At 70.4% G+C, this 22,183-nt stretch carries 11 protein-coding genes and 4 pseudogenes; 6 read left to right on the top strand and 9 right to left on the bottom strand.

The features are described 5' to 3' along the window. Positions 1 to 547: 547 nt before the first annotated feature. Together ACFWA7_RS05705 and ACFWA7_RS05700 are read right to left on the bottom strand one after the other, a co-directional pair. Positions 548 to 889, bottom strand: a complete 342-nt coding sequence (locus ACFWA7_RS05705) for a DUF5713 family protein (RefSeq protein ID WP_385534387.1) — start codon at positions 887 to 889, stop codon at positions 548 to 550. Between the two features lie 1,377 nt (positions 890 to 2,266). Continuing rightward, a pseudogene (locus ACFWA7_RS05700) lies at positions 2,267 to 3,081 on the bottom strand (ABC transporter substrate-binding protein); the annotation flags it as partial. Positions 3,082 to 3,254: 173 nt separating this feature from the next. Here ACFWA7_RS05700 and ACFWA7_RS05695 point away from each other — a divergent pair. After that, positions 3,255 to 3,826 (top strand): annotated as a pseudogene (locus ACFWA7_RS05695) (hypothetical protein). 341 nt (positions 3,827 to 4,167) lie between these two features. Here the strand turns inward: ACFWA7_RS05695 and ACFWA7_RS05690 are convergent. The 3 genes from ACFWA7_RS05690 to ACFWA7_RS05680 all read right to left on the bottom strand — a co-directional run bounded on the left by ACFWA7_RS05690 (position 4,168) and on the right by ACFWA7_RS05680 (position 8,211). After that, positions 4,168 to 5,652, bottom strand: a complete 1,485-nt coding sequence (locus tag ACFWA7_RS05690; protein ID WP_385534467.1) for a UDP-N-acetylmuramoyl-L-alanyl-D-glutamate--2,6-diaminopimelate ligase — start codon at positions 5,650 to 5,652, stop codon at positions 4,168 to 4,170. Positions 5,653 to 6,578: 926 nt separating this feature from the next. Further along, the gene (locus tag ACFWA7_RS05685; RefSeq protein WP_385534389.1) at positions 6,579 to 6,929 is read right to left on the bottom strand and encodes a hypothetical protein; all 351 of its coding nucleotides are present in this window, start codon (positions 6,927 to 6,929) and stop codon (positions 6,579 to 6,581) included. 142 nt (positions 6,930 to 7,071) lie between these two features. After that, positions 7,072 to 8,211 carry a serine/threonine-protein kinase gene (locus tag ACFWA7_RS05680; protein ID WP_385821190.1) on the bottom strand — a complete coding sequence of 380 codons (1,140 nt, stop codon included), beginning with the start codon at positions 8,209 to 8,211 and terminating at the stop codon, positions 7,072 to 7,074. A 161-nt stretch (positions 8,212 to 8,372) separates the two neighbouring features. Here ACFWA7_RS05680 and ACFWA7_RS05675 point away from each other — a divergent pair, with 161 nt between their 5' ends. After that, entirely contained in the window at positions 8,373 to 8,924 is a 552-nt protein-coding gene (locus tag ACFWA7_RS05675; protein ID WP_385821188.1) for a hypothetical protein, read from the top strand. Between the two features lie 149 nt (positions 8,925 to 9,073). Then, a pseudogene (locus ACFWA7_RS05670) lies at positions 9,074 to 10,884 on the top strand (MFS transporter). Here the strand turns inward: ACFWA7_RS05670 and yicI are convergent. From yicI to ACFWA7_RS05655, 3 genes and pseudogenes are all read right to left on the bottom strand, one after another. Next, positions 10,838 to 13,120, bottom strand: a complete 2,283-nt coding sequence (gene yicI / locus ACFWA7_RS05665) for an alpha-xylosidase (protein WP_385821186.1) — start codon at positions 13,118 to 13,120, stop codon at positions 10,838 to 10,840. The pseudogene ACFWA7_RS05670 and the gene yicI overlap by 47 nt on opposite strands. Then, a pseudogene (locus ACFWA7_RS05660) lies at positions 13,117 to 14,596 on the bottom strand (family 1 glycosylhydrolase). Before ACFWA7_RS05660 ends, yicI begins: the two are co-directional and overlap by 4 nt. Before the next feature lie 174 nt (positions 14,597 to 14,770). Further along, positions 14,771 to 15,208 (bottom strand): acetylxylan esterase, encoded by a 438-nt coding sequence (locus ACFWA7_RS05655; protein WP_385821253.1) that lies wholly within the window; start codon positions 15,206 to 15,208, stop codon positions 14,771 to 14,773. On the opposite strand from ACFWA7_RS05655, the gene ACFWA7_RS05650 reads away from it, so the two are divergent. After that, a complete protein-coding gene (locus ACFWA7_RS05650; protein ID WP_385821184.1) occupies positions 15,207 to 15,623 on the top strand; it encodes a DUF4986 domain-containing protein in 417 nt (138 codons plus the stop codon). The two genes, ACFWA7_RS05655 and ACFWA7_RS05650, sit on opposite strands and share 2 nt — an antisense overlap. 96 nt (positions 15,624 to 15,719) lie before the next feature. Here the strand turns inward: ACFWA7_RS05650 and ACFWA7_RS05645 are convergent, their stop codons facing one another. Beyond that, positions 15,720 to 18,644: a glycoside hydrolase family 48 protein gene (locus tag ACFWA7_RS05645; RefSeq protein ID WP_385821182.1), complete on the bottom strand. Its 2,925-nt coding sequence runs from the start codon at positions 18,642 to 18,644 to the stop codon at positions 15,720 to 15,722. A 487-nt stretch (positions 18,645 to 19,131) separates the two neighbouring features. Here ACFWA7_RS05645 and ACFWA7_RS05640 point away from each other — a divergent pair, with 487 nt between their 5' ends. After that, the gene (locus ACFWA7_RS05640; RefSeq protein WP_385534401.1) at positions 19,132 to 19,350 is read left to right on the top strand and encodes a hypothetical protein; all 219 of its coding nucleotides are present in this window, start codon (positions 19,132 to 19,134) and stop codon (positions 19,348 to 19,350) included. 249 nt (positions 19,351 to 19,599) lie between these two features. Continuing rightward, entirely contained in the window at positions 19,600 to 22,074 is a 2,475-nt protein-coding gene (locus ACFWA7_RS05635) for a glycoside hydrolase family 9 protein (RefSeq protein ID WP_385821180.1), read from the top strand. Positions 22,075 to 22,183 lie beyond the last annotated feature (109 nt).

Raw genomic sequence — 22,183 nt, 5'->3', positions numbered from 1 at the left:
TTGAGGCTCCGCCGCAGCAGATCCGGCATGTACTGCGGCGGCCACCCTGGCGGACCGCCAGTGCCCTGAAATCCGATAAGGGGGCGCTCCCATCTCGGGCAATCGACACGCCGCACGCCGCCCCTGCCGGTGGAGCGCGGACCGGGCCCGCCCCGCGCTCCACTTCCTCGCCCAGGGACGGCCTAGCCGTGCTCATGGACTCCACCACGCCGGGAGCCGAGCTCAACGAGGAGTACCCGGACGGTGGTCGGCCTGAGCAGGCTCCGGTTGCTCTGCCAGCTGGACGGTGGCGGGTCCGCACGGTTCGCAGGACGGAGGAATTCTCCCGGGTGGGTGTTGTCCGACTGCTGTCCGAAGGGCCAGATGGGAAGCGGTCTGATAGGCGATGGCGAGCTTGTCCGTTCGCATAACCAGGCCGCGCGACTGGTCGGGAACCCGGGCGGGCGCCACGCGGTCCGCTACGAGGTGACCGTGTGATCGCAGCCCTCAACGCATGGCTCTGACCGGCAAACGGTGTTCCGGTCCTCGCTCACCTTCCGGTCCCCGCTCACCAGTCCCGGCCGGCGATCAGCTCCTCCACATCGGCGTCCGTGAACCCGTATGCCGACGCGGCAAACCAGAAGTCCTCAGCGATCCACTCACGCGCAACCGTCTCGATCCCACTCCCGGCTGCCTCGAACTCCGACTCAAGAAGGTTGAACTCCTCCGTCGCGGCCTGGGTGAGCGCATACAGGGCCTCCAGATCCGACGGCTGCTCCGCCTCGATCCGCTCGCACAGCCGCTGCAGGATCGCCCTGCCCTGGTCGACGACGTGATCGGGGAAATACGTGTCCTCGTACATCAGCCGCAGAAACGCGTGCCCTGCTACCTGCTGGTTTGTGATCGGCATGGCGCTTCCCCATCCCCGTAGAAGAACTGACGCACCGATCATGCACGACACCACTGACAACGACGCCGCCCCTGTATGCCAGACCGCTCGTTACCAGCACCTTCACAACAGGCCCAGCGGCTACGTAGCTCGGCTGCCCCGGCCGACTCCGGTCCCGCGCTCCGGTTCAGGGCCGTCCACCCGGTGGTGGACGGCCCCGAGCCGGTGAGCGGGGCTCCTCGACCGGAAGCAGGAGGGCGGTCAGAAGGCGCCGTTGAGGCCCCACCACTCGCCTGCTGCCTCACACGCCGCGACCAGCCCGTCATGGTCTACCCCGGACAGTTCAGCACCCTCGCCGAAGTCACCGTCGGCCACCATCCCCAAGCCCCCGCAGAACTCCGCGACCCGACCCTCGTCTCCCTCCGCCTCCAAGGCCGATAACAGCCCCTGCCTCTTGCGGGCCAGGCACAGCGCCGCGAGGCCCGACCCAGCGGGGGGAGGAAGGTAGCTATATCTACAGCGGTGCGGTTCAGCCGTGGTGGACGGCCGGGAATGAGGGTCCCGGCAGGCTTCGGAACCTCAGGCCCCGTGCCGCTGGTGCTCCGTCACTCTCGAAGGCCGCCACCCGCTACCTCAATGAGAGCTGTCACCAGGCCGCGGGTGGCGTACAACGTCGTCACCCCCGCCTGGCTGGTCACCGGTGGACACCGTTCCGTAGAGGACGTTGGATATGACCTGCCGATTGTCCCCGGCCTGCATCAGCATCCCGCTCGCCTTGTCGCGCAAGGACGCCACAGAGCTGCTCAGAGCCCCGTGTCGTCAGCGCTGGCTGACAAGCGCCGAGTGGGGTCTGGGTGGATGTCCCACCGCCGGTCCGCGACAGCACGGGTCAGCTCCGCGTCGTACTGCTCTGCGTCGAAGTGGAAATCAAGCGGCAACCGATCCCGGTACGGCCCCTCCCAGCGGGACCAGACCACCAGTCCTCCGCAGCGTTGCACCACAGCGGACAGATACCCGCAGCAGCCGCCGGTGCACTCGGGTTCGCCAAGCCTCAGGCGGCGGGCTGCGCGGGATGCCACAAGCGGACTGGGCCGATCCGTCCGCAGGACGTCCATCGCAAACGGTCCACGCCCACTCTCGTGGACCGCTGCTTCCACCACATCGCAGCCATCCACCCAGAACCGCACCTGGCAAGGCCACCGAGGTCCTGGTGGCAACACGGTTATTGCGAGCCGATGCAACACACGGCCACCCTAATCCGACCAGCCTGACCTTGTATACCGTCGCCCGTCGGTTTCCACGGCGGTCCAGGGGAGGCTCCCGAACCGGTTGGCCCTCGCGACAAGGCGTTCTCCGAGAAGATCAGCAACATGTGGGCCGCACCGGTGCGGGCCGCCGTCACCGCTTCCCCGCCACCTCCCGCAGATACGCGCCGAAGCGGGCGATCGCCGACGGGTTGCGGGGGCTCTCCACCAGGTCGGCGTAGCCAAGCGTGAAGATGCGCCGGTTCTTGACCGCGGCGACGTCCCGCAGGGGAGCGTAGGAGAGCAGGAACTTCTTCTTCGCCTCGGCGCTCACATCGCCGTAGTCACAGATGAGGATCACGTCGGGGTTGCGCTGGACGACGCTCTCCCAGCCCACCGTGGTCCAGGAGTCCGCCACGTCGTGCATGACGTTGACGCCGCCGGACTCGGTGATGATCTGCTCCGGAGCGGCGTAGCGGCCGGAGGTGAAGGGCTGGTCGCGGCCGCTGTCGTAGAGGAAGACCGTGGGCCGGCCTGCGCCCCGGGGGGCCTTGGCCCGCACGTCCGCGACGCGCTTGTTGAAGTCGGCGATCAGCCGGGCGGCCCGCTCCTCGACGCCGAAGAGCTTGCCCAGGTTGGTCAGGTCCTGTAGAGCGCGTCCAGCGGCGGCATGATGCCCCGCGAGGACTTCGTACGGCTGCTGCGGCAGGACTCGGTGAGGATGTACGAGGGGATGCCGAGCTTGCGCAACGCGTCGGGGGTGAAGCCGCCGTCTTCGCGGAAGCCGTAGCTCCACCCGGCGAAGACGAGGTCGGCCCGGGCGTCCAGGACGTTCTCCTTGGTGAGCTGGTCCTTCGAGAGCCACTTGACCTTGTCGTAGCCGCCCTTCCAGGGCACGCCGCTCAGGTCGCCCTTGTCGTCGGGCATGGCGAAGCCGGCCATCCGGCCCTCAAGGCCCAGGGCCGGCATCCCACCTTGACCGCCACGTGCGCGGTGCCGCGCGCTCCGGTTCCTCGTTTGGCGGGTGTCGAAGACGGCCTCGGCTGCGGTGTCGGAAGCGGGGAACCGAGAGGATTCGAACGGAGCACTACCGCTATGGTCATGTCACGCCGATCAACGGCGGGGGACGTACGGAGGTCGCCGTGAACAGTTCGACTGCCGGTCCGCTGTGCTTCCTCGATGTGGACGGCCCGCTCAACCCGTACGCGGCCAAGCCACACCGACGCCCCCCGGGTACACCACGCATCGGATGATGCCGCCGAGTTGGGAGGCTCGGCAGGCGCACAAGCCCGTGGCACGCCGTAAGCCCTTGAGGGTTTGGCTCAATCCCGGGCACGGGCCCGCACTTCTGGCGCTCGCCGACCGCTTCACCCTGGTGTGGGCGACAACCTGGATGGGCGAGGCCAACTCCTTCATCGGCCCGGCGCTGGGCCTGCCCGCCCTGCCCTACGTCGATTTCGGCGACGCGGCGGACGCCCAGGCGCGGCACGGCGGGCTGCACTGGAAGACAAAGCCGCTGGTGGCCTACGCGGCAGGGCAGGCCTTCGCATGGGTGGACGACGAGCTCACCGACCAGGACCGGGCCTATGTCGCCGCTCACCATCCCGGGTCCGCCTTGGTGCACCCCGTCGATCCCCGGCTCGGGCTGCTCAAGGATGACTTCGCTGCGCTGGCGGCCTTCGCGGGTGCGGCCGACTCCGTATCTGCAGCCTGAACTTGGGGGTGTGGTGATTGCACCGCGGGGATGGCGTTACGCCGCGCGGGCCACGCCAGGCAGTTCCCCGAAGAACCCAAGCGCCTGTTCAACAGCCCGCCGCACCAGGGACTCTGGGGTGTAGTACCCCCCTCTCGCAGCACGTCTGCCGTCGGCGAGGTGTTCCACAGCCTCTGCTGCCAGGGGGCTGAAGGAGGGGCTTCTGCCGGACGACCACCTCCGCTCCGGCCAGGGCCGCGGACCTGCCATTCGCATCAGCCAGCAGGTCGGCAACCGGAGCCGTTGCACGTCCTCGTGCCCGGCACTGCAAACAGCGCCGGGCGTCAAGAAGGCCGGTACGCCTACCGCGTGGCGAGTTCGCGTACCGTCGCCATGTCGCTGAACGGCAGCAGTTCCCCGTTGACGATCTGGTAGGGCTCGCTGCCTTTGCCCGCGATCAGGAGGACGTCGCCATGCCCTGCGGCGGACAGGGCGAAGGAGATGGCGCGGCGTCGGTCGGCGAACCGCTCGAAAGTGGTGCCGCTCGCGAGCAGGCCCGGGACGATCTGATCCATGATCGCCCGGGGGTCTTCGTTCCGGGGATTGTCCGAAGTGAGAACGCACAGATCGGAGTAGGTGCCGGCGATCTCCCCCATCCGGGCGCGCTTGGTGACGTCCCGGTCCCCGCCGCAGCCGAAGACCGTGACGACCCGGCCAGAGGCGAAGCCGCGGATGGTGGTCAGCACCTTCTCCAGTGAGTCCGGGGAGTGCGCATAGTCCACGATGACGGAGGTACCGTCCGGGGTCTCGTAGCGTTCGAACCTACCCGGGATCGGGGGCATCTGCTCAAGCGCGGCGACCAGTCCGGCCAGATTGTGCCCGAGGAGGTGGCAGGCTGCGACAGTGGCCAGTGCGTTGGAGACTGCGAACCGTCCAGGCAGGGGGATCGCCGCCGGATACCTGTGGCCGGCGTGATGCAGGGTGAAGCGGGTGCCGACGGCGTCCATGGTGAGGTCGGTCGCCCGGTAGTCCGCCTCCGCGTCGATGCCGTACGCGACGACCGCGCCCGGCATCATCGCCCCGATGCAGGCTCCGACCGGGTCGTCGGCGTTGACCACCGCACGCCGGCACAGCCCCTGGAACAGACGCAGTTTGGCATCCCGGTAGTTCTCCATGGTGCCGTGGTCGTCCAGGTGATCCTGCGTCAGGTTGGTGAACACCCCTACGTCGATGAACGAGTGGTCGAGGCGGTGGGTCAGCAGGCCCATCGACGTGGCTTCGAGTGCCACGGTGTCGACACCGCGGTCGCGCATGCACCCGAGCAGATACTGGAAGTCCGGCGACTCCGGTGTGGTCAGTACCGACCTCGGCATCGGGATCAGTTCGTCGCCGATCCGGCTGCCGCCCGTCCCTATGACCCCCACCCTGGCGTGCTCGGCGACCCTCAGCACCGACTCCACCATGGAGGAAACCGACGTCTTCCCGTTGGTGCCCGTGACAGCCACCATCTTCATCTGCCGGCCTGGCTCCCCGTGGTAGCGGGAGGCGACGACCGCGGCCGCCTTGCGCGTGTCCGCGACGGCTACGACGCATACACCGGCTGCCGACGCCCACGTCCCGACCGGAAGTTGCGCCGTCGCGGAGTCGATGAGTATCGCCACCGCGCCGCGTGCGAGAGCCGGTCCGACGGACTCGGGGCCGCCCTCGCGATGACCGGGTACCGCGATGAACAGGGATCCCGGAGCGACGCGGTGGGCGTCGAAGCAGGTGCCTCCGGTGATCCTCGTCTCCGGATCGCCCTCGATGACTTCATGATCGTGCCCGGCGAGCAGCTCGCTCAGCTTCACAAGGGTCCTCTCGAAGATGCACCGGCTGCCGGTCGTCCGGCGGTCGGCGCGCAGGCGGCGCCTGGGCACCAAAGGATGACAAAGCGGGAAATCGTGGCGAGGACCGTCGCCGTGCGGTTACAGAGGTGGGGAGGGGCGGTCGCGCAGAGAACGGTCCGCCTGCAGGGGCGGAATGATCTGGGAAATGCCGAGAATGCCCGGAATCGCTAGCCGTGGCCGTGCAACGCGCGACAGTAGATCGCCGACGCGTTCACCGGGTCGACGGCCGTCCCGCACGCGGCGGACGGGCACAGGGCGTGAGCGGCCTGGAACAGGCACTCCCTCACTGCGCATGTGCGACCCATGTGTGGAGTGTACGTCCAGCCACGGGGGCGATCGCCCACCGCTCGTTCGCACATCTGCGTTACTGCTGTCGCGCTGTCTCCGGCACCCGCGCCGCGAGGAACGCCGTGCGGTGGCGCAGCCGGTTGCCCGGCGACTCGTTCAGCCGGATGGCGTTGGTGTTGCGCGCAGAGGTGTGCGGGAAGGGCCAGCCTCTTGTGGCGGGCTCGGACGCCGGGGACCACCGCCAGGACCAGACGGGCGGCCAGGCCCTGCCCGGTGACTACCGCGTCCTCGCACTCGCGGTCCACGGACTCGCCAAGGCTGTGGGCGGCGGCGATGGACGGGGTGGTGCACGCGCCCTCGGTGGGGGTGCACGCGCCCTCGGCGGGGGTGGGCGCGGACGGCGACGGATCGGGCCTCCCGGCCGCCGGGAACGGATCTGGGGCAGGGGCCGACGGGGGGAGCGGAAGGGCGGGAAGGTGGCACCGAGCAAACCCCTCGGGCTCGTCGAGGCTTCGGGGTTGCCTGCACCCGGCAGGTCAGGCTGGCAAAGGTCCGGGTTTCGACTGGATCCCGCGGTCGAGCGGTCACTCCGTCACGTGTCAGCCGGTGGCAGCGAGTTCGCGCCCGGTGAGCTTCCCGTCGGGAGTGAGGGTGAAGGCGGTGGGGTCCATGCTCGTGGTGCCGTGGGCGTCCTCGCCGTACGCCTTGAGCGTGATCGACTCGGCCTTGCCCATGTGGATCTCCGCCTCGGCGGCGTGCGCCCACGTGTTGACGCGGATATACGCCGACCAGTGCAGCACTTCCTCGGACCGCCAGCCGCTCCACGCCGTCTCGGGAAGGAGGCCCGCCGCCGGGCCCTGCCGGACCGCAAAGGCGCCGGTGGCCAGCAACACTGCGGCCAGGACGAGGCAGATCGCCGTCACGCGGGACGGGCGGCGCAGCACGGGCACGGAGGGCCCCTTTCAGTCGGAAAACCGCCGGACAGCGCCCGAGCAACCCCGGATGAGGCGCGCCCGGTACATGACGACGCAAGGAAATCCCGGGCACCCGCCCCGGCCGCGACCCGCAACTCGCCCTCTGGTGAATGGCGGATCAGTCTTGGCAGCGAGCGAGTGTGCCGCCCTCCAGGGTGGATTTGCCGCTGAACAGCCAGCCTTCGGTGTTCGTGCCCTGGATGCAAGCGTAGATCCACTTGTTGCCCTGACCGGCGGGCATGCCAGGCGCCATGCCCGACTGCGGAGGGGCGCCGTAGGCGTCGGTCGGCGTGTAGGAGGCGACGGTCTGAGGGGTGGGCTGGGAGAACGGCGCGGCGGCGGGACCGAAGGCCGGCGGAGTGACGGGCTGGAGGGCCGGTGCCGGCGCGAGGTCCGCCGTCCTGCCCCCGGCGACCGCCTCCAGCATCTCACGCGCCTGCCCGGCGTCGGGCCGCTGCAGTGGGTCCTTGGCCATCAGCGCCTGCAGCACCGTGGTGAGCGGTCCGGCTCGCCGGGGCTCCGGCAGCGGTTCGCCGACGATCGCCGCCAGCGTGGACCACACCGACGTATGACGGAAGGGCGAAGAGCCCTCCACGGCCGCGTACAGCGTCATGCCGAGCGCCCAGATGTCCGACGCGGCACCCGGTTCCCGGCCCTGTGCGCGCTCCGGCGGCAGATAGTCGAGGGAGCCGACGATCTGACCGCTCTGGGTCAGCCTGGCCAGGGCCTCATCGCCGGAGGTCTCCATGCTGGCGATGCCGAAGTCGGTGAGCACGACCCGGCCGCTGCGCTCAAGCAGTACGTTGCCGGGCTTGACGTCCCGGTGGAGGACCCCGGCCCGGTGTGCCGCGTCGAGCGCGTCCATCAGCTTGGCGCCGATCGAGGCCGCTTCGCGCGGGTCCAGCGGGCCGCGCTCCGCCAGCACGTCGTCGAGGGAGGGCCCGTCGACCAGCTCCATGACGATGACCGGCAGCCCCTGCTCCTCGACCACGTCGTGCACGGTGACCACACCGCTGTGCCGGATACGGGCGGCGGCCTGCGCCTCCCGCTGCATCCGGACCCGCAGATCGGCCAGTTCGGCCGGGGAAGCGCCGGTGTAGGCCCGCAGGACCTTGACGGCGACCTCGCGGTTCAGCAGCTGGTCCACCGCCCGGGCGACCACACCCATGCCACCGCGCCCGATCGTCGCGGTCACGCGGTATCGCCCGCCCAGAACCTCTCCGACGAGCTCCGCGCCGTACGCCCCCGTCACTGTCACGCTCCGTTCGTCGTACTGTTCCAAGATCCGCCACGTGGCGGGCACCAGCGTAGGGGTCCACGTGCGGGCGGGTTCACACGGCCCACCCCTCGGCGCGCAGGTGCACCTTCCAACAGTCATGATCATCCAGATATCTGACGCGAGATCATGAGACTCATGCCGTGCCGTTCCCCCTGCTGCCCGCCCGTTCGACCAGGAGCCAGCCCGCCAGGGCCATTGCGCCTGCGGCCCCCCTGCTGCCCGCAATGCGGGAGGCGATTCGGCAGGGCGGGGCCCCAGGCAGTGCGACCCAGGATGTGGACCTATCTGATGACGGCCCGGCTCCGGATGACAGGTGGGCGGAGAGCGACAACAACCTGTGCGGGCTGCTGCCGGACAGCCGTGACGCCTCGCGGGTGGCCGAGCATTTCGTGCGGGCCGGGTGGCGGTCCCGATCTTCCTCCTGGGAAGGGTACGAAATCGAGACCAGCTGGTGCCGGTTGGAAGCCGATCCGGTCGACGGTGCCGCCACCTCGCTGAACGGCGTCATCGCCCCGGACCGGCTTGACGATCTCGCGGCACTGCTCACGCGGTTCGGGCTGCGTTTCATCGACAGCTGGAGACGCGGCCCCGCCTGTCTGCCCGAATCACTGCTGGGCAGCCCGCCGCAGCAACCGCCCCCTCCCCCGCGCCCCACGGGCCGGATCCCGCCCAGCAGACAGGGCAATGAATAGGTCAAGCGTTACCCATCCAGGTCAAGATTCTTGCTCCTACGGAATTCACCGGAGCCCATCGGAATAGTCGCCTGGGGAAACGGGTTTGAGTCACACGTACCCAGCCCAGGTGCAACCGTCGACCTCTTCCCGCCTCCGGAGGCCCCGTAATGTCCCAGCCGACGACCGACCAGGAGGCCGCACCGCGCGGCATACGCGGTGTCGTCCCCGTACTCGCCTTCGCCGGCATCACGGTCGCGGTGATGCAGACGCTGCTCGTGCCGGTCATCAAGGACCTGCCCGAGCTGCTCAGCACCTCACCCTCCAACGCCACCTGGGTCATGACCTCGACGCTGCTCGCCGGCGCCGTGGCCACCCCGATCATGGGCCGGCTCGGCGACCTGTACGGCAAGCGCCGCATGCTCCTGTCCAGCCTCGCCATCATGGTGGTCGGCTCGCTGATCGCCGGCTTCACCAGCGAACTCCTCGTGATGATCGTCGGCCGGTCCCTTCAGGGCTTCGCCATGGGCGCCATCCCGCTCGGCATCGGCTTGATGCGCGATGAGCTGCCCCGCGAGAAGCTCGGCTCGGCGATGGCCCTGATGAGCTCCTCCATAGGCGTCGGCGGCGGACTCGCGCTGCCGCTCGCGGCCCTGGTCGCCCAGCACATGAACTGGCACACCCTGTTCTTCGGCTCCGCGGGCCTCGGCGTAGTGGCCATCCTGCTCACCCTCCTGTTCGTACCGGAGAGCAAGGTCAAAGCGGAGGGCACCTTCGACGTGCTCGGCGCGCTCGGCCTCTCCCTGGGGCTGATCCTGCTGCTGGTCCCGATCACCAAGGGCAGCGACTGGGGCTGGGGGTCGACCACCACGCTCGGCCTGCTCGGCTCGGCGGTCCTCGTTCTCGTCCTGTGGGGCGTGATGGAGCTGCGTGTCAAGGCGCCGCTGGTGAACCTGCGCACCACCGCCCGGCGCGAGGTACTGCTCACCAACCTCGCCTCCATGATGGTCGGCGTCGCCTTCTACGCCATCTCACTCGTGCTCCCGCAACTGCTCCAGCTGCCCTCCGCCACCGGGTACGGCCTCGGCCAGTCGATGGTCGTAGCCGGTCTGTGCGTGGCCCCGCTCGGCCTGACGATGATGCTGACCGCCCCGGTCTACGCCCGCCTCTCGGCCAAGTACGGCCCCAAGACCACCCTCATCCTCGGCATGCTGATCATCGCGATCGGATACGGGGCGGGACTCGGCCTGATGAGCGCGGCCTGGCAGACCATCGTCATCTCGGTCGTCGTCGGCGCGGGCATCGGCCTCGCCTACTCCTCGCTCCCCGCGCTCATCGTCGGCGCGGTCGACCCGTCCGAGACGGGCGCGGCCAACGGCCTCAACACCCTGATGCGCTCGATCGGTACATCGGTGTCGAGCGCGGTCATCGGCATGGTCCTCGCCAACACGTCGCAGGACTTCGGTTCCGCCGCGCTCCCGACCATGCACGGCTTCCGCGTCTCCTTCCTGATCGCGACGGCCGCGGTGGCCGGTGGGCTGGCGTTCGCCGTCTTCCTGCCCAAGGGCCGTCCCGCCGCCCAGCCGCAGCTCCGGGCCAGCAGCGAAGAGGACGCGGCACTCGAACGGGCCGCCGAGGCACTGGCACCTTCCACGGCCGCGTCGCCGGCGCGGCCGTAGCCCACCCCAGGGCCACGCTCGGCGCGACCTGCTCATCCTCGCGAATTCAGGAGGCAGTGCCTCGGGTTGGAGAATCGAACCACTTCGATTGGGCTCGCCTCGACGACTCCTGGGTGAGATGTACGGCCGGCACGCGAGAGGCACCCGCTGGGTCCGGCTCCGCAGGGGCGCTTCCGGGCGTGGACCGGGCGGCAAGGGGCGAGGTCCCGTGCGCCCATGCGGTGGAGCGGGGGACCTCGCGTCGGGATGTCGGACTCAGGCCGGGTAGGGAACGTCTGCCTCACCGGTGCCGGCGGGGTTGACGTGCAGGGCGCCGTCCGGGCCGCCGATCCGCAGCTGCCAGGGATGCGGGCAGTCGGTGGTCACCCGGAGGCGGTTGCCCGTGCGGCGCAGCTGGAAGCGGGCAGCCTCACCAGGGCCCTCGGTGCGCGGGATCACGACGGTGCGCTCGGCGCCGTCGGCGAAGGCGTGGACGCGCAGCTCGACTCCGTCGGCCCAGGCGGAGACCGGGTGCTGGTCGTCCGCCCCGAGCGGGATGACGGAGTCGGGGCGGGCGAGGAGCGGCAGGGTGTGGAAGCCGTGCTGTTCACGGACCCAGCGGGGGCCGGTGACCCGGTCGCCGGTCAGGATGTTGGTCCATGGCCCCTCGGGCACGTAGTACTCGACCGTGCCGTCCCCGGTGAAGACCGGGGCGACGAGCAGGTCGTCGCCGAGCAGGTACTGCCGGTCGAGCGTGGCGGCGGCCGGGTCGTCCGGGAACTCCAGCACCATCGCGCGCATCACCGGGAGGCCGGTGGCATGCGCCTGCTGGGCCGCGTGCTGGAGGTAGGGGGCCAGGCGGTGCTTGAGCAGCGTGAACTCGCGGGTGACCTCGACGGCCTCCTCGCCGTAGTCCCACGGGACCCGGTAGGACTTGCTGCCGTGCAGTCGGCTGTGCGAGGAGAGCAGGCCGAACTGCGTCCAGCGCTTGAAGACGGCGGGGTCCGGAGTGCCCTCGAAGCCGCCGATGTCGTGGCTCCAGAAGCCGAAGCCGGACAGGCCGAGAGAAAGTCCGCCGCGCAGCGACTCCGCCATCGCGTTGAAGTGTGACTCGCAGTCGCCGCCCCAGTGCACCGGATACTGCTGGCCACCCGCGGTGGCGGATCGGGCGAACAGCAGCGCCTCCCCTTCCCCGCGCTCTTCGCGGAGCAGCTCGAACACCGCCTGGTTGTACAGGTGGGTGTCGTAGTTGTGCATCCGCTCCGGGTCGGAGCCGTCGTGCCAGACCACGTCGGTGGGGATGCGCTCGCCGAAGTCGGTCTTGAAGCAGTCCACACCGATGGCCAGCAGGGTGCGCAGCTTGCCGGTGTACCAGTCGCGGGCGGAGCGGTTGGTGAAGTCCACCAGGGCCATGCCCGGCTGCCACAGGTCCCACTGCCAGACGCTGCCGTCCGGGCGCCGCACCAGGTGGCCCTCGCGCATGCCCTCGGCGAACAGCTCCGACTTCTGCGCGATGTAGGGGTTGATCCAGGCGGAGATGCGCAGGCCCTGCCGCTTGAGCCGGGCCAGCATGCCGGCTGGGTCCGGGAAGGCCTCCGGATCCCACACGAAGTCGCACCACTGGTACTCGCGCATCCAGAAGAAGTCGAAGTGGAAGACGCTCAGCGGAATGCCGCGCTCGGCCATGCCGCCGACGAAGCGGGTGACGGTGCCCTCGTCGTACTCGGTGGTGAAGGAGGTGGTCAGCCACAGGCCCAGCGCCCACGTCGGCGGCAGCGCGGGGCGGCCGGTGAGCGCGGTGTAGCGCTCCAGGATCCGCTTGGGGGTCGGGCCGTGCACGACGAAGTACTCCAGCGACTGGTCCTCGACGCTGAACTGCACTTGGCCGACGGACTCCGAGCCGATCTCGTAACGGACCTTGCCGGGGTGGTTGACGAAGACACCGTAGCCCCGGTTGGTCAGATGGAACGGGACGTTCTTGTAGGCCTGTTCGCTGCTGGTGCCGCCGTCCGCCTGCCAGATGTCCACCACCTGCCCGTTCCGGATGAACGGGGTGAAACGCTCTCCCAGACCGTAGACCAGCTCGCCGACGCCCAGGGAGAGTTGTCCGAGCATGTGGTGGCGGCCGTCGCCGTCGGTGGCGAAGCCGGTGCCGCGCTCACCCACGGAGGTCAGCACCCGCCCCTTGGCGCTGAACTCCAGCTGCCACGGCTTGGCGGTGTCCACTCGCAGCGTCAGTTCACCGGCGCAGAGCTCCACCACGTCGCCGTCCCGGCGCACCTTCCCGGTGCCCTGTTCGGAGCCGGGCAGCGCGAACTCCGGCCCACGCCGCACCGAGCCGGCGTGGTGGGTGGTGCGTACCCCGATCACGCCCTCGGCCGGGGACCGGCATTCGATGGTCAGCAGGGGGCTGTTGAGCGTGTCACCGCGGCCACGCACGTGCTTCACGGGCGCGTAGAGGGTCATCCGGTCCTCGTCGGTCCGGACGTCAGCGACCTCGGTGGCGTAGCGCGCGGTGACACCCGGGCGCATCAGCCAGTAGCCGTCGGTGAACTTCATCGGGCAGGTTCCTCCGTCCGCGCGCGGTGCGCGGTGATCAGGCCCCGGTACCGGCGGTAGCTGTCCTTGGGGTTCGGGTCAGGGTGTCGTGGTCGACGTGGACCAGGCCGAAGCGCTGCCCGTAGCCGCGGGCCCATTCGAAGTTGTCCAGCAGGGACCACACGTAGTAGCCGCGTACGTCGACCCCGGCCGCGACGGCGTCGGCGACGGCGGCGAGGTGGCCGGCCAGGTAGTCGATCCGTTCCGCGTGGTGGACGCGGCCGTCGGGGGCGACGCTGTCGGCCTCGGCGGAGCCGTTCTCGGTGATCCAGAGCGGCGGGAGCCGCGGGTAGCGGGAGCCGCGGGTAGCGGGAGCCGCGGGTAGCGGGAGCCGCGGGTAGCGGGAGCCGCGGGTAGCGGGAGCCGCGGGTAGCGGGAGTGGAGGTCGCAGAGCAGCTCGGTGAACGCGGACGGGACGACGGGCCGGCCCATGGTGGTGAGCCGGGTACCGTACGGGTTCGGCTCGGCGACGCCGATGTCCATGGCGGTGCGCAGTTCGGGGTCGCCCTCGCGGTGCGGGGCAGCCGCGATGGTGATCGGCCGGTAGAAGTTGATTCCGACGAAGTCCAGCGACGCGCCGATCAGTTCCAGGTCCCCCGGCCGCCGCCAGGGACCGTCGGCCAGCCCCTCCCGGGTCTCGGCCTCGTGCTCGGGGTAGCGCCCGGCGAACAGCGGCCCGGTCCAGACCTCGTTGTGCAGAACCTCGGCCCGGCGCAGGGCTGCCAGGTCCTCGGGGCGGTCGGAGACGGCGTGCAGGCGGTCGAGGTTGAGGGTGATACCGACCTCGCGGGCGCCGGCCGCGCGCAGCTCCCGGACCGCGAGGCCGTGGCCGACCAGCAGGTGGTGGGCGGCCGCCAGCGCCCCGCGGCCCTCCTGGGCTCCGGGGGCGTGCCGGCCCTCGGCGTAGCCCACGAAGGCGGAGCAGAACGGCTCGTTGAGGGTGATCCAGCGCTCGACCCGGTCCGCATAGCGCTCGGCGGCGACTGCCGCGTACTCGGCGAACGCCTCGGCGCTCCCCCGCACGCGCCAGCCGCCCCGGTCCTCCAGGGCCTGCGGCAGGTCCCAGTGGTACAGGGCGACGGCAGGGGCGATCCCGGCGGCGAGCAGTTCGTCGATCAGCCGGTCGTGGAAGTCCAGGCCCTTCGGGTTGACCGGGCCGGTTCCCTGCGGCAGGAGGCGCGGCCAGGCGATGGAGAAGCGGTAGCCGTCGACGCCGAGGTCCCGGAGCAGGGCGATGTCCTCGGGGTAGCGATGAGAGTGGTCGCAGCCGGTGTCACCGGTGGCGCGGCCGAGGGTTCGGCCCGGGGTGCGGCTGTAGGTGTCCCAGATGGACGGGCCGCGGCCGTCCTCGTCGTGGCCGCCCTCGATCTGGTACGCGGCGGTGGCGGCGCCGAAACGGAAGTCGCGGGGCAGGTCCGGGAAGGCTGGGATGCTCATGCGGCGGTACCTCACGGGTCTTTCGGGGATCGTCGCGGGTCCCGGCCGGTCGGGGGCCGGATTCCGCGCACGGCGGTCACAGCTGCGGCGCCAGCCCGAGGTCGAGCAGCCAGGAGAGCTGGGCGGGCGGGTTGGAGCCATAGCCGCCGCCGTGGTCGGCGAAGGGCCACACCGTCATGGTCCGGTCGTCGCCCGCGTAGTGGGTTCAGCAACCTGTCCTCGGACCTCCCTCTCCATACCGCCCCCGACGGCCGCCGTCGGATGGTGGTCAGCGCCAGGTCCGAACCGGTGTGGCGGTGGGCGTGGGCGTCGTGCGGCGGGCGGGCGTGGAGGATCCGCACCTGGCGGCCGGTGGCACAGGAACGGAACGTCCGGCATCACGGCCGCCACGCGGTCCCCGTTGAGGCCGGCGACTGCGAGGGCCAGACCGCCGCCCTGGCTGCCGCCGCTCACCACGACCCGGTCGCTGTCGGGGCCCGGAAGCTGCGCGACTGCGTCCACGGCGCGCACGCAGTCGGTGATCAGCCCGCGGGGACGACCAGCACGGGGTGACGCCTGGCAGCCAGGTCGGGCGCCACCCCCTCGCGCTCGCCCCGCGTACACCCACGGCATGATCGCCGGCAGCCCGGCGCTCACCCGCCACGGATTGCGTCTGGAGCGGCAGTGGCGCGTAGGGGACACGATCACCGTGCGCCTTGGCCCGCGCATCAGCGCCGAGCTGCTCCCCGGCGGCTCGCCGTGGGTGTCGTTCCCCTTCGGACCCGGCGTCCTCGCGGCCGAGGGCGACCGGGTCGACCTGGTCGGGCTCTTCGCCGGCGACTCCAGGATGGGACATGTCGCCGACGGCCCGCCGCGCCCCCTGGAGCAGCTGCCCGTCGTGCTCACCCCGAGCACCTCCGATCCGGCGGCCGGCGTACGCCGACTCGCCCCGGACCGGCCGGCGTTCACCCTGGAGCACGTGGACGCGCGACCAGATGAGTCCGTCACCCTCGTACTGTTCGCCGACAGCCATCAGGTGCGGCGTTGAGGGAGGGCCGGGCGGCCCCTGTACAGGTGGGCGCCGCCCGGCCCGGTGACCTCGTCGCCCTACGACGGGGTCGCGCACACGGAGTGCTGGGCGGGGCTACTCAAGCAGCTCCGCGTACGAGCCCATGGCCATGGCGATGTCCGCCTGGGCCCAGAACCGGTGATACGTGAAGGAGGGCGCCGCCCCGCCCGCCAGATAAGCCTCGATCTTCGACCAGGCCGGGTCGTTCTTGTAGAAGGACCGCAGCGAGGCGAAGGTGGACGAGGAGTTGATCGCGTCGCCGTTCGGCATCTTGCCGCTCCAGCCGCTCGGCACGTACACCGTGTCGCCGAACCGGCTGTAGTCGGCGCGGGTTTCGGGGACGGCGATGCCCCGGCTGTCCTGGTAGTTGTTCCACATGCCGTCCAGCAGCGCCTTCGCCGTCGTCTTCGCCACCGGGTCACCGGACTTGGCGGCGTAGTACGTCAGCGTCTTGGCGAACGCGGCCGCCACGCCGACGTCGTTGGTGTAGTCGGCGACGGTGACATGAAGTCCGCTGTTGGCTCCTGGCGTTGAGGCGTTCCAGGTGTCGGGCTGGCCCGACCACTGGAGTGTGGAGGGGATCCGGTACGTGCCGTCCGGGTTGATCGTGGTCTTGGACAGTGCCCACTTGACCCACTTGTCGAGGACCGCCTTGGCACTGGCGTTCCCGGTCTGCTGGTAGTACTCGGCGACCCGCTCCATCGACCACGCCTGGAAGCCGAACCACTGGTTGGACGGCGGGTCGTGATAGACGGGCTGCTCGTCGTAGTACATGCCGTAGAACGTCGGCTTCCCGGCCGGCGGTGCCGCGTAACGGCCCGCCCAGCTGTTGGTCGCACCGCCCGCGATGGCGCCCTCGTCCGACTGCAGCCAGCGGTAGAACTCCAGTTGCCGGGTCAGTGAGGTGCTCCAATCGGCAGCACCTGTCGCCGACTTGGGCTTCAGGTCGGCGTTGGAGCTGAGCGCGTACGCGGCCAGCGGGTTCTGGTATCCGCCGTGCGCGTGGCTGGAGCCGATGCGCCAGGCCCAGCCGCCACCGGTGTCAGTGGAGCCGCCCCATGCGTAGTACCAGGACAGCAGGTACTGCGAGGCATCCTTTCCGGTCCCGGCAGGGCAGGTGGACGGCCCGACGCAGTTGCCGATCTTCTTGAAGTACTTGTCGTACATGGCGTAGCGCAGGTAGTCGCCCATCTTCGCGGCCTTGCCGACGGTCGCGGTGACGTCGCCGCCCTTGCCCTGTGCCTTGGCCCACATGTCCGCCCAGTACGCGGCCTGCACCGCACGCGCGTCGGCGTCCGGGGCGTCCGTGTACTTCCACTGCTTGGCGTAGGAGTTGTCGCCGGTGAACAGGTCCAGGTACCCGTTGGTACCGCCGTACTTGAAGGCGTCACAGGTCGGCTGAGGCACCGTCTCCCACACCGACTCCTGCGGGCCACGCTGGAAGGTGTTGATGTACGACGGCCCGGTCCGCGTCGGCCCGCCCTCGCAGGTACCGCCGGGCGTGTCGCCGTAGCCGTAGACGTTGTCGACGTCCTGGAGCCAGTGCATGCCGTAGACGTCGTCCGTGCCGTACGCGGACTTCAGCTCGCCCGCGATCGGGTCCGATCCCACCGGCACCGACGTGTCCAGCTTCGCCGGATACTCGTTCGGGGTGTCCTCCTCGGGTGCGTATGTCGCCGGCTTCGAGGCGTTGTAGAAGGAGTTGGTGGGCTGGTCCGCGTGCGTGGGGATCATGTACTTCTCCATGAGGGCCCACGCGCCGTTGAATTTCGACCAGTCACCCGTGACCTTGCCGTACATCGCCTGCAGCCAGATGAGGTAGCTGTAGGCCTCCGACGTGGTCTCGTGACCCTGGTCCGGGGCCTCGACTATCAGCGTCTCGACCGAGTGGTAGGGGATGCCCTCGGGTGAGAAATAGCCGTTCGCCGGGTTGGTGATCTTCCCGTAGAGATCCAGGAAGCGGGCGTCGTACGTCTTGGACGCGGGCAGCTCCGTCACGGTGACCGTCGCCTTGCTGTGGCCGGCCGCCGAGGCGGTGAAGGTCGCGCTGCCCGTGCCGGAGGAGTCCGCCGCGATGGTCACCGTCTGCGCGGTGCTCCAGTTCGACGGGGTGAAGGTCAGCGACGAGCCACTGGAAACCGACAGGCCCGCGTTGCCGCCCGTGCGAGCTGTACTCACCGTCACGTTCGCGCTCGGCTGCTTCGACAGTTTCAACGAGAACGTGCCCGACTTGCCCTGCTGGACGGCGAGTTGGGTGGGCGAGGCCACGACCGCGGGTCCCGAGGCGACCATGATGCCGACCGGGGTCGATTCCGCGGAGGCATCCAGGCTGTCGTACGCCTTCGCCAGCAGGGAATGACTGCCCACGGCCAAGTTGGAGGCCGAGAACGTGTAGGGAGGACTGGTGTCGGTGCCCAGCAGGGTCGTGTCGTCGTAGAACTCCACCTTGCTGATCGTCGCGTTGTCGGCCGCCGCCGCGGTCGCCGCGAGCGGGACCGCGTCCCCCTGCGTGTAGACCGCGCCCGCACTCGGACTGGTGAGTACGGTGACGGGCGGCTGGTGCGCGCCGGCACAGGTGGTGCCGTTGATCGCGAAGCTGCTGGGCGCGGTGTTGGTGCCGCTGTAGGCGAACTGCGCACCGGTGGAGACAGCAGCGCCCGCGACGATCTTCGCGTTGTACCCGGCGTCCTTCACGGTGACCGTCTGGCCGGACTGGGACCAGGTGCCGTTCCAGCCGTTCGCGAGCTTCTGGCTCCCACCGTAGGCGAACGTCAGGGTCCAGCCGTCGATGGTGTCAGTGCCGCGGTTGGTGATGGTGAGGTCGGCGGTGAAGCCGGAACCCCAGTCGTTCGTCTTGTAGTCGACGCTGCATCGGACGGCCGCCGCGTGCGCGGCGCTGGTGCCGGTGCCGGTGGCGAGCATCGTGAGGGGCAAGGCGAGCGCGGCCAGGGCGGCGGTCCACCCCCGCCGCACGGCTCTGCGCCTGTGTCCGGGATCCATGTACTGGTTCCTCCTTGCGGCTTGCGGCTCGGGAGAATTCAGGTCTTGAACCCAGTGGGAGCGCTCCCATAGTGGGGACGGCCTCGCGTGCGGTCAAGGTGTGTGAAGCGTCGAAAGCTTTCGACGGTTCAAGTGGGGAAAGTCCAGCCGCACCCCTGGGCATTTCCGCCATCGGACGCTACGTTCCTTCGCACCAGTGGGAGCGGTTCCCTTCAGCCGACGCGCCGGTCACGGCGCGCCAAGCTGCAAGGAGTCGCTCATGCGACACCCCGTGTTCACTACTCTCAGCCGCCCGGTGCGCTCGTGCTCGTCGGCGGTTTGGCCTGGCCGTGGCGACGGCCGAGGGAGCCACCCCGCCCCGCATGGTGGAGTGCTCGGTCACCGGCCGGTGGGACACCGGCTCCCAGAGCTCCCTGCACCGGCGACGTTCGAGCTCAACGGGGCGACCTCCAAGGTCGATACGCGACGCCGGTGCGACACCGTCCTCATGGCCGACGGGCTCACGCACTCCGGCGACCTCAGCCAGGAGCTGACGCGCCGGGCCATCGGCCCCGTTCGCCCGGCGGCTCGGGAAACCAGCGCGAGCGCACGCTCGCACGGCTTCGTCGACCGGGTCGCGATCCGGGTCGACGACCGCCACCAGCTCATTCCCAGGCTGGACCTGACGTCCTGGACAGCGCCCCGGTCCCCGCCGACAGGTCGGTGAGCCTCGGCGCCTGGGACGTGCGGGTCCTCCCCCAAGGCCTCAAGGGCCACGGGGCCCCCGCGAGATCGCCCATCCCGGCCCAGCCGTGGCAGGGTCCGGCAGTTGACCCGCACCCTTCACCGGCGTGGATCAACTTCCCTTCCCTGCCGATGACTTGACGTGTACTGCGCAAGGCTGGCTTGATGGATTGGGAGCGCTCCCATACCTCATTCCCCGCCCCAAGCCCCCCACCACAGGAAGGCCCCACCCGTGCCCCCTGTCACCTCCGCCCGCGGCGTGCTACGTCATGCGGTCGCCGCGGTCGCCGGCCTCGTCCTGGCCACCGGCGGCCTGACCGCCACCGCGTCTCCGGCGCACTCCGCCGGCCCGGCCACCGTCGATGCCGCCGACGTCCCCGTCCGGGTCAACCAGCTCGGCTACCTGCCCGACGGCCCCAAGCGGGCCACCGTGGTCAGCTCCGCGACCGGTCCGCTCCCCTGGCAGCTGCGCGACTCCTCCGGCACGGTGGTCGCCTCGGGCGCCACCACCGTGCGCGGCGCCGACCAGGCGTCCGGCCAGTCCACGCACCTGGTGGACTTCGGCGCGTACACCGCTGTCGGCACCGGCTTCACCTTGGTCGTCGGCGGCCGGTCCAGCCACCCGTTCGACATCTCCGCGTCGCTGTACGACGGGCTGCGCGCCGACAGCATGTCGTTCTTCTACCAGCAGCGCAGCGGCATCGCGATCGACGCCGCCCTCGCGGGCGCCGCCTATGACCGCCCCGCCGGGCACCTGGGCGTCGCCCCGAACAAGGGGGACACCAGCGCCCCCTGCCAGGCCGGGGTGTGCGACTACCGGCTGGACGCGCGCGGCGGCTGGTACGACGCGGGCGACCAGGGCAAGTACGTGGTCAACGGTGGCATATCCGTCTGGGAGATCGTCAATTCCTATGAGCGGGCGCGGCGTTCGGGCGGCGACGCGGCGCTCGGCGACTCGACGCTGCGGGTGCCAGAGCGCGGCAACGGGATACCGGACGTGCTGGACGAGGCCCGCTGGGAGCTGGAGTTCCTGCTGCGGATGCAGGTCCCGGCGGGCAGACCGATGGCCGGAATGGCCTTCCACAAGCTGCACGACGCCGAGTGGACCGCGTTGCCGACCCGCCCCGAACTCGACGACAGGCAACGCGAGTTGCACAGTCCGTCCACCGCGGCCACGCTCAACCTGGCAGCCACGGCCGCGCAGTGCGCCCGGGTGTACGCGCCGTACGACGCGGCCTTCTCCGCGCGCTGCCTAGACTCCGCCCGCCGCGCATGGGCGGCTGCCAAGGCCAACCCGAACGTGCTCGCCCCGGCGACCGACAACACCGGCGGCGGCGCGTACGAGGACGCCGACGTCTCGGACGAGTTCTACTGGGCGGCGGCCGAACTCCTCGCCACCACCGGCGAGTCGCAGTACCGGAACGCCGTGACCGCCTCCCCGCATCACGCCAAGCCCGCCGACGGGTTCTGGTGGGGCGGCACCGCGACGCTCGGCCGGATCACCCTCGCCACCGTCCCCGGCGTCGACCTGCCCGCCGACGACCTGACCCGGGTGCGCGGCCTGCTGACCTCGGCCGCCGACGGCTACCTCTCCACCCTGGCCGGCCAGGGCTACGCGGTGCCGATCCCCGCCACCGGCTATGTCTGGGGCTCCAACAGCTCCGTCGCCAACAACGCGATGGTTCTGGCCGTCGCCTACGAGCTGACCGGCCGGCAACAGTACCGTGCCGGAGCCCTGGAATCGATGGACTACCTGCTCGGCCGCAATGCCCTCGATCTCTCCTACGTCACCGGCTACGGCGAGCGCTCCTCCGAGAACCAGCACCATCGCTTCTGGGCACACCAGAACGACGCCTCGCTGCCGCACCCGCCGGCCGGCTCCTTCGCGGGCGGTCCGAACGCGGGTCTGGAGGACCCGGTGGCCAAGGCCAAGCTCCCGGGCTGCGCGCCGGCGGCGTGCTACGTGGACGACATCGGCTCGTACTCCACCAATGAGGTGGCGATCAACTGGAACGCCTCGCTGGCATGGCTGGCGGCCTTCGCGGCGGAGCGGCGCGGGACCCCGGCGGTGCCCGAGGTGCGGGTGGCACCGGCGGCGGTGACCGTCCCGGAGGGCGGCTCGGTGCCAGTGGGGGTGCGGCTCTCGGCCGCGCCGGCGCAGAGCGTCACCGTGACCGTGGCCCGGAGCTCCGGCGACCAGGATCTGGCCGCGACGACGGGTACGACGCTGGTGTTCACACCGGCCAACTGGGCAACCGCGCAGCAGGTTTCGGTGTCCGCCGCACAGGACGCCGACGCGGTGTCGGACAGCGCGACGTTCACGGTCGGCGGGCCGGGGGTGCGGTCGGCGACGTTCACGGCGACGGAGGTGGACGACGACGCGGCGCCGCCGGCGTCCTGCGCGGTGACGTACCGGGTCGACAATTCCTGGGGCAACGGGTTCACGGCGACGGTGACCGTGAAGAACACCGGGGCGTCGGCGATCTCGGGCTGGACGCTGGGGTGGAGCTTCGCGGGCGATCAGCGGATCAGCAGCGCCTGGAACGCCACGGTGAGTCAGTCGGGCGCCGCGGTGACGGCCCGCGACGCCGGGTGGAACGCCGCGCTGGCGCCCGGTGACAGCAGGAGTCTCGGGTTCCAGGCGACGTACTCGGGTACGAACACGGCACCGACGCGGTACACCCTGAACGGCGTGCTCTGCTCCTGAGCGACCGGACGACCACACCGCGCAGGGCCGCCGCCCCGGCATCACCGCTGCGGGCGTCGACATCCCTTGCCGGGTGGGGCTGTTGCCTCAGAGCAACAGCCCCACCCGG

This window comes from Streptomyces sp. NPDC059994 (assembly GCF_042737755.1).
In the GTDB taxonomy this organism is placed as follows: Bacteria; Actinomycetota; Actinomycetes; order Streptomycetales; family Streptomycetaceae; genus Streptomyces.
Note: the sequence above shows the minus strand (reverse complement) of the source record. Positions and strands in the feature narration are given on the sequence as shown.